Here is a 15289-nt window from a genome sequence, read left to right as displayed (position 1 = left end):
TGAGTTCAAAATAATTGACAATACGGCGAAACCGTACTGTTCAGACAAAGTTAAAAGCCCATTGTCATCCGCGCATATACTGTATACAAAATACATTCCGCATAAGTATGCAATACATGTGTCTATATGTTACTGCAATCACAACATAAGACAGTTCAGGAAACCTTCAATAAAGTATTGCTATTATACTAAATATGTAATATTATTATAGTGATATTACCAATTCGCAAAACAACACTTTTATTTTTAGCTCCGGACCAATATACCCGAACGACTTTGTAACTTTCTTCTACCACTTAATTATATTCCTTAAAAAATGGGAATTCAATAGACGTCTCATACCGTTTTCAATATCAATATGTGTCATTTGGTAAACATATACTTTTTCAGTATCTATTATTCCGGGAGGTGGCAATATGGATTTTCATCATCTCAAATATTTCGTGGAGGTTGCCGACAAAAAATCTTTCAGCAAAGCGGCTCGAACGCTGCATATCTCGCAGTCGGCCATCAGCCGTACCATCAAAGCCTTGGAAGAGGAACTGAGTGTCGTCCTCTTTATGCGCAACGCCAAAGCCGTTGAACTCACCGATGCAGGCGCCATATTTTTAACGCATGCCAAACGTGTCGTCTTTATGTTTGAGCATTTAAAGGTCGACTTCGAAAATGAGTTCAAATTGGAACAAGGTACGGTCCTGATCGGCTTGCCGCCGATTACAGGCGCGCCTATTTTCGCCAATCTTCTCGGCGCTTTCAAGCAGGAATATCCGCAAATAGAGTTGGATTTATACGAACACGGTTCCAAGAAAGTAGAAATCAGCGTCCAAGAAGGCCTGATCGATTTAGGGATCGTGTGTACACAACCAAAGGAAAAAGAATTTGAATCATTCTTTTTAAGCCAGGATCCGATGCACGTTATCATTCATCGAAATAATGTGCTCAGCAAAGAAAAGACGATTCCGTTGAAAAAGTTGGCCAATGAATCGCTGGTCTTGTATCGAGATGACTTTAACCTCCATGACGAGATCATTCAAAACTGCAAAAAAATAGGTTTTCAGCCTAAAATCGTTTTTGAAACGAGTCAGCGCGATCTGATGATTCAAACAGTTGTCGCGGACCTGGGGGTCGCTCTGCTGCCAAGCCGGCTCTGCCCGAATAAGGAAACGTCGCCCCGTATTTATGATTCCGTCGTGGTCCGGCCTTTAGTGGAACCGGAAATCATGCACGTGCTCTATGTCATTTGGAAGCGCGGCCATTACCTTTCTCATGCCGCTCAGCTTTGGCTTGATTTTGTCCGCAATAAAGCCCGCACTATTTCTAATATGTAAACTTTTCAGCGGAAGGATGTTCTCACCTTGTATTCCACGCCTAAAAATATCTTGAATCATATCCTTTCGTTGCTGCAGCAGCGCTGTGCTGATCCGAAAAAGCTCGCCGTACTGTCTTTTTCTCTCCTGGCCGTGATACTTCTCCAACTGCTCTGCATATCGTATCTCATCGTGCAAGTCGTTGAATTGAAAAACCTTTCCCATATCCAGGAATTTCGAATTGCCCAATTGGAACAAGATTATAATAATTACAATAATCTTCTCTACTCCCTGAATGAATCGGTACAGGACATTCAAAAAAAATGGACGGACATCAACTTCAGAGTGTTGCGCAATACTTGGCGGTTGGATCCGAGTCAGCCGCAGCCGCCTTCTCAAACGCAGTAATTCGTAGATATGCCCTGCCATGCATATCCGGCAACTTCTTCCGCCGGTATACATGACAGGGCATACGTATTTTTGCAGAAAAACCGATGCCATACTGCCGGGCAGTTTTTTCTAACCGTCAACCGAAAAGCGCTCCCTCTATGGGAGAGAAAATAGATTTTTTTAAACGCCTTTCTTAAGTGATCATCTCCGCCTTCGACATCGCTCATCTTGCAAAAGCGATTATCCGTAACGCAGTCAGTTATCAGAACCGAAATATCAGATGATTTTCGCCTGTCCGGTTAAACAAAGAGACAACTGCTGTGCAGTTGTCTCTTTTAATTATAGTTTATATGCTGTTTTCCTTTTCATTTTTCCCGGCTTTTTTCGCCTTATACCGGTCTGTCCATTTCCAACGATTATGGAGCCAGAACCAGTCTTCCGGATACGTCCGTATACGGTTTTCCAGGATCAGGTTCAATTCCTGCGTCAGCGAATACGTGCGTTCTTTTTTTTCTTCTTTCGTGTATTCTTTGTCACATGCGAAAGGATATACAGGCGGCAATACTTCTATGCAATGGTGGTATGGCCGGTCTTCATGAATGAACACCGGCACGACGGGGTAGTTACCCAATACAGCGAATTTCGCAGGTCCGTCAGCAGTGAGCGTATCCTTGCCGAAAAGTTTTACCATAATGCCGGCATAACCAGGGTCCTGATCCATTAAGAGTCCGATATAATAACCGTCCCGCAAAAAGCGGATCATATCTCGAATACCGGTTTTATACGTTACGTGCTGCTTTTGCATCTGCCTGTACTCATTGATAAAGCGATCGGCGCCGGCATTGTTTTGCTCTTGCGCAACAGAAATCAAGCGCAGCCCTTCTGTCGCCATAACGGCGCCCAGGAGCTCCCAATTGCCGGCATGGGAAGCCATAAAGACACCGCCTGCCGGATTTTCGATGAGTGGATCCAGGTATTCTCTGCCCCTGATCTCGACTATTTCACGCAGCTTTTCTCTGCCGCGATACCGCGGAAAGAGCAAGACTTCCACGATCATCGGGCCAAAACGCAGGGCGCTGGCCTTGCCGATCGCCATCGCTTCGTCAGGATCATCTGTAATAGCGCAATCCAGGATCTGCCGCTGCGCCAAGAGCTTCCTCTTCTTGGGAACGAAGGCCCAAAAGAAATGCCCCAGCCAGCGGCCGAATGCATGACTCCAGGAAAGAGGGAGATGACAGAGTAAAAAACTCAGACATTTCATCAATATATACATGAGAGCGTACCTTCTTCAATCCTTTTTTTCCAAAGCTGCCAACCGGGCTTCCAACGCCTTAATCGTCTTTGCCATTTCCGGCAGCCGCTTTAAGTGGACTTGCATCCGGCTCCATTCAATATGAGGACGTGCCGGAAAACCGGCGTTGACCGTATTCGCCTTGATATTGCCGACGATGCCCGATTTACCGGCAAAGACGGCGTTGTCGCCGATGGTAACATGACCGGTACAGCCTGTCTGTCCGGCGAAAATGACATGGTTCCCCGCCTTCGTGCTGCCGGCGATCCCGGTCTGCGCAATGAGAAAACAATCTTCACCGATTTCGACATTATGCCCCAAATGGACGAGATTATCGATTTTTGTACCGCTGCCGATTTTGGTACTCTCCAGCGTGGCGTTATCGATCGTCGTACAGGCTCCGATTTCCACATCGTCACCGATAGCTACATTCCCGATCTGAGGAATCCGTGTATGTTTGCCTTCGTTCGTCGCGAACCCGAACCCTTCTCCGCCGATAACGGCATGAGCCCGAATAACGGCCCGTTCGCCGAGAACACTGTTTTCATGAATAACGGCGCCGGGATAAATAGTGGAACCGCTGCCGATCGTTACCTGATCGCCAATAAAGACAAAGGGATATATCGTGCAATCGGCGCCGATCTGTACATTTTTGCCGATAACGGCATAAGCCATTACGGCAGTACCGCTGCCAAGCTGTGTATCTTCGCCGATAACGGCCGTCGGATGAATCCCTTCAACAACGGATTGACGCGGATGAAAAAGCACGAGGAGCTGCGAAAAAGCCAAGCGGGGATTAGCAACGACGATCAGCGTATTGTCGCCGGCAGGCACTTCTTTTTCGACGATAATAACGCCGGCATGAATCTGCGGCAAATATTCCGTATAGGGATCGACGGCAAAGGTGACGTCGCTTACGCCGGCCTCTGCCAGTCCCTTTACATCACTGACTTCCCTGGTTTCATCGCCAACAACGGATCCATTCAGCAATTGTGCCAATTCGCGTACTGTTTTTTTCACGATGTACAACTCCTTTTTACTTCATCTTCGCGATCAAATCGTCCGTCACATCGATACCGCCTTGCGGAACGGCAGACTTCACGACAACGATACCGACATTCTTTTCCTTGGCAATATCACCGAGTTTGCTTTGCATATCCGATAAAAATTGACGCTGCATGCTGGCAGCATAAATATTTAATTCCTGCTTGACTTGCTGTTCCTTTTTCTGAAAATCCTCTGCCGACATGGATTGTTGCGCTTCCTGCAGCTCTTTATTGGCAGCTTCCCGTTTTTCATCGGTCTTCTGCTTATATTGCTGAACAATAGGCGCTTCCTTTTGTACCCGCGTCATGTCGACGACGCCGACTTTATCTTCACCGCCGCAACCTGACAACAATGCTGTCGTCAGCATGAAAAGTGCTGCCGCCGCTAATCGTTTTCCTGATTTCTTCATCAATAAGCCTCCTGTTATGCCAGTCTGGCAATAATGTCATCCGTTATATCCAACGCCGTGCCGGTGCCCAAGTATTCGCTGAAAACCATATCAATCCCCTGCTCTTCGGCAACGGCGGCCGCTTTTTCACGGATATCGGTCATGATGGCCTCTTTTTCCGCCTTCATTTCCCCTTCTTTAGCTTCCAACTTTTCCTTCCACTCATTGTTCCAAACAGACGGATCCGGCCGCTCGCCCAAAGCTCCCATCTGCGCGGCAAAAAGTTCGTGACCGTCGTCACGGCGCTGTTGCAATTCTTTCTTTACATCTTCGGCATAGGCCGTCAGCTCCGCAGCGGCTTTTTCCTTCTCTGCCGCCATCGCCGTCGTCACGTCTTCCGGCACCGCCGCATCAGCGCTCGTCTTGTCGCTTTTTTGCAGCAATCCCTGCAATTCCGCCTGAACCGCCTGCCGCTCTGCCGCAGTAAGAGAAGCCGTCTGTAATTTCAACTGCAAATTAACGACGCGCAAATTCTCTTCTTCCGTTAATAACGGCCCGTTTTTCCGGTGAGCCTTCATCAGTTCCTCATAACGACGCTGTAAACGGTCATTCAGTTCAGTCTGTTTAATTGCCACTTTGGCCTGCAGCTCCTGATCTAAGGCGGCGCCGGCCAGTCCGTCGGTAAGCGCAAATTTATCCAGCGCTTTATCGGCCAACGAAGCCTGCCGCGAATAATTCCACTGCTCAAAGCGATACTGTGCCAACAGCGAATTATATTCCATCTCCAGGCGATGATACGTACTGTAGCGCGGATGGCTCATAACGACATGCTCCAAGTCAACGTATGCATACGTAAGGCCCCGTGCGGAAGAAGCGGTCGCTTTGGAAAAAACCGCGCCGCGAGCATACGAATACCAAATACCGGCAGCAACGATAGCCGCAATGATCAATACGCCCAGAACAACTGCATATTTCCGTCTCATACGATCGCCTTGCTTACTGCGAAGAAGAACCGCTCAATTTTTTGGCTACCTGTTCCGTAATATCCGTCCCGCCGTAAAGAACGACGCGTTTATCGACGACGAGGCTCAGGCTCTTCGTATTGGCAACATCACTGACGGCGCTGTCAACCTTATCTTGCAGCCCCTTTTGAATTTCTTCCTGTTTCTGTGACATTTCCTGTTGCATCTGCAAATAAAGTTGCTGTTTCTGTTCATCAGTCATATTGGCGGACTGACTTTCAAATTTCTGCTGCATTTCCTGTGAAGCCGCCTGATATTGTTTTTGTGCATTCGCCAAGTCTTCGCTGTCCGGAGAAAATACTTTGCTCATATCAACAACACCGATATTGCTCGACGGCGCGGCATTGACGGGATTCCCGGTCTGCATGATGGCGATTGCGGCAACGCTCAAGACAAAAATAAACGCTACAGCAGCAGAAAATATTTTAACATTTTTTTTCTTACCCATTTCTGACATCATAATTGTTGTTCTCCTTTTATTCAAAAAATTATAAATAACCAATCACACGAAGCCACTGATCATGGTCGGCAACGACATATTCCAAGCCGATATAATCGTGGATCTTATATCCCAGTGCGAATTCATTATCGTGGTGCGTCAAATCGTGGTCATACCTGCCGTAAAACCGTCGGTTCAATTCTTGCCGCAGCCAGAGATGATGACTGCCGTCTTCCGTTTCATACTGGTAACCGGCACGGAAAGGCCCGCTGCGATAAAAATAACCGGGAATGAAATTCCACGTCAGCGCCGAAGGCTTGAATTCCACTTCACCGTAAAATTCGTGATGGACCCCGAGCTTGCGGCCGAAATGCGCTTTCAGTACCGTGTTCTCATCACCCTTGTAGCCGTCTCCTTCACGGCGGTTCACATCAATGTACGCAGCCGCCTGGATATCATAAAAATCCGTTTCTGAACGAAGATGGATTCGCATGTTTTCACCCATCTCGACAGTCGGCAAAACGCGGAGCTTGTACTTGCGGATAACCCATTGCGATGCCAGTGTTTTCCGCAAATCCTCCTGCACATCACCGGCATGGCGCTGTACGAAGGCAACAGGCAGTCCGGCTAATCCGCCATAACGGCGTTCCGTCTGTTGCCGCGCGTTGAGAAAAATAATTTTCGGCAAATTTTCCGCTTCAAGATCAACATAAACGTTGCGTACAACAGGCAGCTTCGGCAAAAAATAAACGGCAACGGTCGCTTCTTCTCCGGGCGTGATGATGATGCGCGGATAAAACTCCGGAAGCATCGTTTCCAATTCTTGTTCCAGTACGCTTTTCGCCGCGCCGCCGGCCCAGTCCAGGGCATCGACAGGCAAGCCGATCAGCAGTTGTTCGATGAAGGTGTCGGCACCTTGCAGATCACGCAGCGCCAACTCTCTTCCCATCGCCGGCAAAGAACCGAAATCGAAATTCGTATGAACTGCATGAATCGTTTCGCCCCAAGGACGGATCTGCACTTCTAATACCGTCTCCTGTCCCGGAGCAATACGGATGTCCTCAACGGTATACCCGATGAGGACACGATTGACAATATCATTGACTGTGCGTCTGTATTGCTCTTGCTGATCCGCTATGACGCCATCATCCTGGCCGACAAACACATGCCGCCCAATCGTCTGAATACTCGCTGCAATGCGCTTTTCGACCAACGGCGGAATCGCCTCTCCCGTAGAGGAAAGGCGAACGTCGACGGCTGTCACGGCAGTGGCGGCAGCCAAGCCGGCGCCGCTGAACAGCATCACCAAGAACAGAAAGACACACCGTAGTATATGCCGTTTCATAGGGCAACCTAGAACTTGCCGCCGAAGCTGAAGTGGAACTTGCCGCCTTCAGAACCTACACCGTAATCGAGACGGATCGGCCCGATCGGCGTCGTGACCCGGAAACCGATACCGCCGGAATAATGGATCCCTTTGCTTTCATGGTACCACGGAATATTTTCCGTGCCGCCCCATGCCGAACCGGCATCGGCAAATACGACGCCTTGCACCTTCTTGACGATGGGGTACCGGTACTCGATCGTCGCGGCATACATCTTATTGCCGCGGAATTCATCGTCTTCATAACCGCGCAGCGTATCGGCGCCGCCCAAGGTGAAGAGATCATTATACGGCATATCACCGTCTGCGATCCCGCCCATCAGGCGGACAGCAATGACCTGGGAACTGCCGACTTTATAATAGAGCCGTTCTTCGGCAAGAAACTTATAGTAATCAAAGTCACCGCCCAAGCCGTGCCCGGCCCAAGTCGTCGTAAAGGAGAGGCGCTTACCTGACGTCGGGTCATAAACGTTATCGCGGTTGTCATAGACATGGGACCACGAAAGACTGTTCGTGCGACCGAAGTTATTTGCTAAATACGTGGGATAATCCTTATAGTCATAACCGCTGCCTTCCCAGCCTGTATATTCCGTCTTTTTCGACTCTGCCGTTACAAAATCGCTGACATATTCACTGCGGACACGGCCGTAAGTGATATTGAAGCCTGACGTTTTCTTATCATACTGGGATACGGAATTCCCCTTTTCATCGTAATCTTCGTACTCTCCTTCACGGTTGAAGATATTGAATCCGATGGAATCGCCGTGATCGTTAAGCCACGGATGCGTATAACCGAAAGTATAATTATATTTGGAATGCGTATGGCCGCCGAACTCCCAGTTGATATTCGCCTTATCGCCTGTACCGCGCAGATTCGTTTCACTCAAGCCGAGAATGCCGACCAGACCGTCTGACTGGGAATAGCCCGCACCGATAGTAACGGTACCCGTTTTCTGTTCGGCCACGTCGATTTCCATGATGACGTCATTTTGATTTTTACGCCCCGGCAGGAGACGAACGTTGACGTCTTCAAAATAGCCGGTATTATAAATCCGCTGCACGCTGCGGCTGGCCTGAGCCTTATTAAACACGTCGCCTTTCTTCATGCGCATTTCCCGCGTAATGACACGTGTCTTCGTTTTCGTATTGCCTCTGACAATGACATCTTCCAGATGACCTTCTGTCATATCAATGTGCAGGATACCTTGATCGTCGATATGAACGGAATCAATGTGGCTCATCAAATACCCGGAATTGGCCAACATCGTATTGATTTCATATACATCCTTGCTGAGAATCGTCGAATTCAGAACGGTCTCCGGCTGCACATGAATCGCCTTCATCAGATCTTCCGTTTTGATCGATTCATTCCCCTTGATTTCAATGCCGTGAACGATAGGATTCATCTGCACGGCATAGGTCAGCGCAACGCCTTCCGGTATTTCCGCGACTTGCGGCACGACAGCGGAAAACAGCCCCGTTGAACCGATGACATTCAAGTCGTGGCGCAAATAATTCAAATCGATCGTATCACCGGCACGCATAGCCAGGCGCGGCTTTATTTTTTCGCCGATCGCCTGATCCGGCAGCGGGCTGATTGCCACGGATGCGGCAACCTTGCCGACATACGGCGCCATCGCCGTATCGCTGACCAAATTGCCGTAAGGTAACGCCGCTTCCTGCGCCTGTGAAAGTATCGCTATCGGGTACTTGGGCAGAGAAGAATCGACTTGCACTTCGCCTAACCCGCCGATATAGGGTACGGCGCCCTTAGGCGGTTCAGCCAGCACACCGGCAGCCGTATTTTCTTCGGTCGCCGTTTCTGCCGGAGCCTGCTGCGGAGCTATCTCCTCAGCCGGTGCGGCCGCAGCAGTGGCGCCATTTTGTCTGGCGGCGATTTCTTCCGGCGTTTCGTAACCGGTCAGCCCGGTGTTGGCGGTTGCCGCAGGCGTCGTTACCGCAGGCGTTGCGGCGGAGCTTGCGGCAGGCGTCGTTGCCGCCGCGGGAACGGCGCTGCCGTTTTGGATAGCCGCCAATTCTTCCGGCGTTTCGTAGCCGGTCAGCCCCGATTGCGCACCTGCCATCGCGGCCGTCGCCGTAGCATCCGTCTTTTCCATAACCGTCGCATTGACAGCTGCCCGTTCATTTTCCTGGAGCGGAGCCGCCGCCTTTACCGTCGTGTTCTGCCCTTCTGCAAAGGGCTCATACCCCGTCGTACCGGCGTCGCTTGTTTCGGCCCATACGGGACAAGTTATCATTGCGCTCAAAATCATTGTCGTCAGAAGTTTTTTCTTCTGTGTATTCATAAATACGCCTCCGTTACCTATTTTTTCTGTGTACTGCGCAGTGTATGCCGACCTGCTTGTACCGCTTCTTCCACTTGCCGGTCCGTAAGAACCGCCTGACCGGCACTCTCATTACTATGTTGTTCAGCTACCGAATTCGCCATAACGGCAGTAGCGGTTGCCGGAACAGTCTCCCTTTCGTCAATTACCGGCTCCGATTCCTGAGGCGGCGGCTGCGGAACCGCTGCCGGCAAAGGGGCAGGTTGAACAGGAGCAGACTCTTTCTTTATCGTCCGTGCCGCCGCACTTTCCACACTCGCCGACTGCACCGCAGGCGGCGGTACGGCCGGAACCGGCGCGCGCGCCGGCCAGAGGTAGAAAAAAGCCGCAACAAGGAAAAGCGCCGTGCCAAAAGCCCCCAAGCGCAATACTTTCTGACCTGCACCGTGATTTTTGCGCAAGTTTTTCATTTCCGCTTCGGCCAAAAGTAAACTCAGTTCCCCTTTGATATCGGACTGATCGTTGAAAGAGCGTTCCGCTTTTTCCAGCCATTCTTTTGCCGATCGGACGCGCGTCGCCTTGTCGCTGTCTGCCTTGCTCATATGCTCTTACTCTCCTTTCAACATGTTCATAATATCCCGAAAGGCAGGGCGATTTAAAACAACTGTCAACAAGTTAATATTCGGAGTTATCGTACATTTCCACTGAATATCTTTCCGAAATATCAATTTTTCATCATTTTACTCATCATTTTTGCTTTCATGAATAAAACGGCTCAGCATACCGCGCACACGCCGTATGCCCCGTTTCTGCAAGCGATAGATATACGGCAGACTGACGTCCAGATCTTCTGCCAGCCGCTTTTGCTGCCGATCATGAAGATAAACGCCTTCGACGACCAATTTTTCTTTTTCCGGCAATCGCGGCAGCATGGCCGAAACATGTTCAAACAATAGTTTTCTGCCGGTCTGATCGGCCAAATCTTCACTGCCGTCGGAAAGCAATTCGGCCAGCGTGATGCCATTTTCATCGGGTTCATCAATAGATAAGGCGGCCTTTCCCTTTCCTTCGCGGTTCAGAAAATCAATGATCTCACCGCGAATACGATGCACGGCAAAAACGGAAAAAGCGACGCCGCGCCGATAGTCATAGCGTTCCACCGCCTCAATCAGTCCCAACGTACCTTCCTGCAGCGCATCTGCCAATACGTCGGCAGAGAGGTGCCAACGCATAGCCTCTCTGAAAACAAGGGGCTGATAGTGCTCGATAAGACAACGCCGTGCCGCCGCGTCAGACCGATCTTTATAAGCGATCCAAAGCGCCCTTTCTTCCGCTGCCGGCAATAATGAAATTTTTCGCAGTTCCTCCATATACGCATTCAGCAAGGATTCGGCCTCCCAGTTAAAACGTGTAGCGGTACATACCGCCGATAAAAGCGTTATCTTCAGACTTCCAAGCATTGATACTGAACATGCTCCCTAAATCATACTGCAAACCGACACGGTTGTCATTATGATTCAAGCCGAAAGCCGCAGTTATCATGAAATCGTTAAATAAGTATTTTCCCATTTCAATATTGTAATAATTTTCACCGACTTTTGCATTCTTCTCGTTAAGATCCAGCGACCCTGTCGTAACCGTAAGCATATCCAGCTTGAGGGCGTTTTTCAATCCCTCCGTAATTCCCAGACTGTTCAGCGTCATACGCAGCCCCGTTCCCAGCAGGCCCGACAGATCTTCTTTGTCCAAAGAGCTGTTATGGCCGTTGCCGTTATGCAACGTAATCAAGGAGATGATCTGCTGCTTGGTCAGCGGCGGATCGGACCGCAAAATCAGGTCCATGGCGTCGGCCATGCCGCGCAGGGTCAGAAAGATCCGATAGTGACTGACGCGGCTGAAAGCTTCGACATTGATGTACGGCAACAACGTTCCTTCTTGCGTAAATTCGGCGCGGCCTTTGGTCAAACGGAAATCCGTATCCAAGTAATGGATGTTCCCCCTCTGCACGTCAAAATGCCCGGACGGAACGGGATTCGACAATGTCCCGCCGAAATGAACGGAACCGTCAACTAACAGGTCATACAAGCCGGAATGATAGAAACGGACATTCTTTCCGGCCGTGACGGAAAGATCGAGTTCCATGTCGACGGCGCTGTTTCCCGACGCGAAATTCAGCGGAATATCCAGTTTCGTATTTTCCACCGTAACGGTACCGCTTAACTTCGGCAAAGCTTCGCCCGCTGTAATCGACAATTCACCGTTAAGGGGCCCTTTATAATAATCGCTGTCCAACTGAAGCTGATTGAACAGCAGCGTTCCTTCGTACTTCGTCAAAACCGGACCGTCCCAACCGACCTGGCCTTTCAGGTCATAAAATCCCTTGTCGGCCTTTCCGCTCTTGTCCATCGTACCGTGGCTGGAAACGGTCGCCGTCGTTCCGTTAAAAAGAATATCGGCACTTATATTTTCCAGGGGATCCGCCACGCCCTTGATTTTCACCGAACCGTTTTTAACCGTAACGGCCCCGTTAATTTGCGGTGCAAGAAGATTACCCGTCAAATGCAGCTGCCCTTCCATCGGTCCGTCGGCAGTCTCGACTAACGGCGTCAAAAAGGTCAATGCATCCAAGCCGGCATGATCCAATTTAATATTCAAATCGACAGATTGATCGGCGCCGTCCCCTTTGATCGCCGCCAAGGGAATCTTTCCGGAGGCGCTGACACGATACGGGTCCCGCGCAATATAGGCCTGGTGAAGATCGATCACGCCGTTTTTGACGTTCATCAGTCCCGCCGCTTCCGTAAAGGAAATGCCGTTGATCGTACCGCCTTGCAAAAGTGCCGAAATATCGGCATCGGGAGCGTCGCCCGTACCGCTGAGCACAACGGCAAAATCGAGCGTTGTATCGACGGGAACAGTATCTTTTCCCAAGACATCCAATAAAATACGGGACGGAAAATTCTTACCGGCTATCTGCATGGAAACGGGGCCATGCATAGCGTACGTTCCTCTGGCGGCCAATAAACCGCCGCCGCTGACGGAAAGGGTCAGCGCATTGATCTGCAGCGTATCATCCGCGTAGGTGACATTGATATCGGCGGGAGCGACGGCATACCCGTCCATGACGCCGCCGCTGATCGTTCCCGTAACCTTGACCTGCGGCGCGTCGACAGTTCCGTCGAGCGCTATCTTGCCGTCTAATTTACCGCTGACCTTCGTCAACGGCAACGTGGTCAGACCGATCAGGTCGGCCAGTTCACCGCCCGTTACGGAAGCTCTTGCCATGATCCAGCCGGTAGCGGGATTATGGCTGAGATTGGCTTCATAAACACCGTTATTTTGTTTAAAATGGAAATTTGTCAAACGCAGAATTCCGCCGAAATAGCCGATATCGCCGCTCACATCCGTAATGGGTATATCGTTGATGACCAACCGGTCGGCACGAATCGTGCCCGAACCTACAGGAGCAGCAGGCGTACCGCCGATGTGCCCTTCGACCGCAAGAATCCCTGACCGTTTGGGTCCCTCTTGCGGCATGAGCCGCGATACGTCCAGGTTATTTCCCGAAATCCGGATATCCAGCGCGTCGCCGATCGATCCAGCCACGTTCAGTACGGCATCGTAAGCGGAAATCATCCCGTTCTGAACCAGAAGTACCCCGTTGGCGTAACGATAATCGGCGCGTACCTGCTGATACAGAAAACCTGCTGCCGAACCGTCGGTCAGTTCCACCGCCCCCGCGACCTGCGGGTCATCAACGGTACCGCTGACGGTCAGCGTATTATCAAGCCAGCCGGTAAGCGGCAAATCCGCTTTGCCGATAGCCGGCAGAAGCCGTTCGAGACGCATGTGCTTCGTCTGTACCGTAAAGTCAAGGCGCCGGCTGCCAAGATCCGCCGTACCGGACGCTTGATGACTGCCGTCCTGATAATACCACGCTACTTGCGGAATCGTAACGGCAGTTCCCGTCCCCAGTAAAGAACCTTCAAGCCTATCAAAGGGCATTCCCGCCGCCTCACCGGAAGACGCCGTAAAGACAACGTCCCAACGAGGTTCGCTGCCGGAAATATGCCCTGCCGCCGAAACGGTGCCGCTCAGCGGCGTTCCCAAATAAGAAGCGAAAATGGCTAAAGGAACCTTCTCCGCCGTAAAGGAAGCGGCTCCGTCACCGTTCGCCAGATGATAAGCGCCATCTGCATGAATGACGCCGTCGCCGACGGCAGCCGTACCGTTTTGCAACGTAATAACGCCATCTTGATAAAAAACATCACCTGCTGCCGAATCGACTTCTATGCCGTCGTACGACAACGCCCCGGCCGATAGGGATCCCCTGGCAGTCAAGCCCGGCAAATCGTTAAGGTTGCCGGCAAGAGTCACGTCACCGGAGACGACGCCGAGCAAGGAAACCGGAAGCTGCGGGATTCGGCTCAAATCGACGGAATCGGCATGCGCCGTCACTGCGACAGCGCCCGTTTCTTTGTCATATGTGCCGCTGCCGCTGACCGTTCCGCCGGCTACGGCAGCGTGCAGATCATCCAGGCTGCCGCGCTGTCCGTCATACCGGACAACGGCGCCGGCATGTTCAATCAAAAGGCCGTCATAAGAAGCGTCATGCAGCGTCACATTTCCCTGTAAACGCAAGTTATCGACGGTTCCCCAAACGGTTCCCGTAAACCCGGCCGTACCGCTTAACGGCAAATCGGCCAAAAAACTGCGAAAGGCATCTGCCGAGAGCTGCGGCGCCGTAATATCCAGATTGAAGACAGGCGCGCCCGTATCCGTTTTGATGACGCCGCCGACGGTAACGGACTGACCGTTAACAGCGCCTGTAAGCTGTTTCAGAATAACGTCGCGGCCGTCCAGCTGCAGCCGTCCGGACAGTTCCGACAGTTCGCAGCCGTAAGCCTGCGCCGCACCGTCCTTGAGATCGGCCTGCCCGCTCAACGACAACCCGTTATGACTCTGCACGGCACGCAGCCGAATCCGTTCCGCCCTGCCTGCCGTGATCTTGACGGCAATCGTTGCCGGCATAAAAGGCATGAGCCTCTTCAGTTCAAGGGCCTCCCCATTCACGGTCAGATCGAACTGCCGTTTCGACCGATAGTGCCCGGACAGCGATATCTTTTGATCATCTGCCAGGAACGTCGCATCGGCAGCAAGGCCCGGATAATCGCTGAAGGAAACGGCTCCCTCGATTTTCGTGCCGATGAAAACGGAATAATCGGGAAGCTGCACGCGCACGGTTCCGTCATGAACGTTAACGGTACCGCGAAAACCGGAATCGGTCTGATCCCGGTTCGGCTTAACCAACGATTCTATATTCCACGCCTGAGTCCGATCATTTTGCCAAAGATGGACGACGGCGCCGTTGATGTCGACAGTATCGACGATCGCCGCCGTTTGACTGCGCCGCAGCAGCTGCAGCGGATTCAGCGTAATGTCGACAGACTGCGCTTCCACCGTAATGTGTCCCTGCCGATCTTTCACTACAGGCTCCCGGACGATGACATGACCGGTAAGAGAAACATCCAAGCCGGCAAACGATACCGTACCGTTTATACTTTCATTTGCAGTTTTTTGCACCAATGCGGTCACCTGAGGCAGCCACAGCCCTCTCCCTGCTGTAAAGGCCGCAACAAAGAGTACGCATATGGCGGCTATGACCGGCACGATCCATTGTCGTTTCATCCGTTACCTCTCCTGCCTGTAAAGACAACACAAAGAGAGAATTGCATC

At 51.1% G+C, this 15289-nt stretch carries 12 protein-coding genes; 2 read left to right on the top strand and 10 right to left on the bottom strand.

Features of this window, described 5'->3' with window-relative positions; genetic code table 11:
* Positions 1–416 precede the first annotated feature (416 nt).
* Together C0977_RS09695 and C0977_RS09690 are read left to right on the top strand one after the other, a co-directional pair.
* Positions 417–1328 carry a LysR substrate-binding domain-containing protein gene (locus tag C0977_RS09695; protein ID WP_101913246.1) on the top strand — a complete coding sequence of 304 codons (912 nt, stop codon included), beginning with the start codon at positions 417–419 and terminating at the stop codon, positions 1326–1328.
* A 27-nt stretch (positions 1329–1355) separates the two neighbouring features.
* Entirely contained in the window at positions 1356–1715 is a 360-nt protein-coding gene (locus C0977_RS09690; protein ID WP_023054170.1) for a hypothetical protein, read from the top strand.
* 328 nt (positions 1716–2043) lie between these two features.
* Here C0977_RS09690 and C0977_RS09685 read toward each other — a convergent pair whose 3' ends face one another.
* From C0977_RS09685 to C0977_RS09640, 10 genes are all read right to left on the bottom strand, one after another.
* Positions 2044–2970, bottom strand: coding sequence for a lysophospholipid acyltransferase family protein (locus C0977_RS09685; protein WP_101913245.1), 927 nt, complete (start codon positions 2968–2970; stop codon positions 2044–2046).
* Between the two features lie 15 nt (positions 2971–2985).
* The gene (gene lpxD, locus C0977_RS09680; protein ID WP_101913244.1) at positions 2986–4008 is read right to left on the bottom strand and encodes a UDP-3-O-(3-hydroxymyristoyl)glucosamine N-acyltransferase; all 1023 of its coding nucleotides are present in this window, start codon (positions 4006–4008) and stop codon (positions 2986–2988) included.
* Between the two features lie 16 nt (positions 4009–4024).
* Positions 4025–4444: an OmpH family outer membrane protein gene (locus C0977_RS09675; RefSeq protein WP_023054215.1), complete on the bottom strand. Its 420-nt coding sequence runs from the start codon at positions 4442–4444 to the stop codon at positions 4025–4027.
* Positions 4445–4458: 14 nt separating this feature from the next.
* Positions 4459–5406 carry an OmpH family outer membrane protein gene (locus tag C0977_RS09670; protein ID WP_101913243.1) on the bottom strand — a complete coding sequence of 316 codons (948 nt, stop codon included), beginning with the start codon at positions 5404–5406 and terminating at the stop codon, positions 4459–4461.
* Positions 5407–5419: 13 nt separating this feature from the next.
* Positions 5420–5905, bottom strand: coding sequence for an OmpH family outer membrane protein (locus C0977_RS09665; RefSeq protein ID WP_023054159.1), 486 nt, complete (start codon positions 5903–5905; stop codon positions 5420–5422).
* Between the two features lie 28 nt (positions 5906–5933).
* Positions 5934–7229 (bottom strand): hypothetical protein, encoded by a 1296-nt coding sequence (locus C0977_RS09660; protein ID WP_234987642.1) that lies wholly within the window; start codon positions 7227–7229, stop codon positions 5934–5936.
* An 8-nt stretch (positions 7230–7237) separates the two neighbouring features.
* Positions 7238–9574, bottom strand: coding sequence for a BamA/OMP85 family outer membrane protein (locus C0977_RS09655; protein ID WP_234987641.1), 2337 nt, complete (start codon positions 9572–9574; stop codon positions 7238–7240).
* Between the two features lie 17 nt (positions 9575–9591).
* Complete coding sequence (locus C0977_RS09650) at positions 9592–10155, bottom strand: hypothetical protein (RefSeq protein WP_101913242.1); 564 nt, start codon at positions 10153–10155, stop codon at positions 9592–9594.
* A gap of 138 nt (positions 10156–10293) precedes the next feature.
* The gene (locus C0977_RS09645) at positions 10294–10938 is read right to left on the bottom strand and encodes a sigma-70 family RNA polymerase sigma factor (RefSeq protein ID WP_023054209.1); all 645 of its coding nucleotides are present in this window, start codon (positions 10936–10938) and stop codon (positions 10294–10296) included.
* A gap of 16 nt (positions 10939–10954) precedes the next feature.
* A complete protein-coding gene (locus C0977_RS09640; protein WP_101913241.1) occupies positions 10955–15241 on the bottom strand; it encodes a translocation/assembly module TamB domain-containing protein in 4287 nt (1428 codons plus the stop codon).
* Between the last annotated feature and the right edge of the window lie 48 nt (positions 15242–15289).

The organism is Megasphaera vaginalis (ex Bordigoni et al. 2020) (assembly GCF_900240295.1).
GTDB lineage: Bacteria > Bacillota > Negativicutes > Veillonellales > Megasphaeraceae > Megasphaera > Megasphaera vaginalis.
Note: the sequence above shows the minus strand (reverse complement) of the source record. Positions and strands in the feature narration are given on the sequence as shown.

What these genes read in the sequence shown, in the direction of transcription:
- C0977_RS09685 (WP_101913245.1), bottom strand. Translation starts at nt 2,970, where the DNA reads ATGTATATATTGATGAAATGTCTGAGTTTTTTACTCTGTCATCTCCCT.
- C0977_RS09640 (WP_101913241.1), bottom strand. Translation starts at nt 15,241, where the DNA reads ATGAAACGACAATGGATCGTGCCGGTCATAGCCGCCATATGCGTACTC.
- C0977_RS09670 (WP_101913243.1), bottom strand. Translation starts at nt 5,406, where the DNA reads ATGAGACGGAAATATGCAGTTGTTCTGGGCGTATTGATCATTGCGGCT.
- C0977_RS09675 (WP_023054215.1), bottom strand. Translation starts at nt 4,444, where the DNA reads ATGAAGAAATCAGGAAAACGATTAGCGGCGGCAGCACTTTTCATGCTG.
- C0977_RS09665 (WP_023054159.1), bottom strand. Translation starts at nt 5,905, where the DNA reads ATGATGTCAGAAATGGGTAAGAAAAAAAATGTTAAAATATTTTCTGCT.
- C0977_RS09695 (WP_101913246.1), top strand. Translation starts at nt 417, where the DNA reads ATGGATTTTCATCATCTCAAATATTTCGTGGAGGTTGCCGACAAAAAA.
- C0977_RS09655 (WP_234987641.1), bottom strand. Translation starts at nt 9,574, where the DNA reads ATGAATACACAGAAGAAAAAACTTCTGACGACAATGATTTTGAGCGCA.
- C0977_RS09660 (WP_234987642.1), bottom strand. Translation starts at nt 7,229, where the DNA reads ATGAAACGGCATATACTACGGTGTGTCTTTCTGTTCTTGGTGATGCTG.
- C0977_RS09650 (WP_101913242.1), bottom strand. Translation starts at nt 10,155, where the DNA reads ATGAGCAAGGCAGACAGCGACAAGGCGACGCGCGTCCGATCGGCAAAA.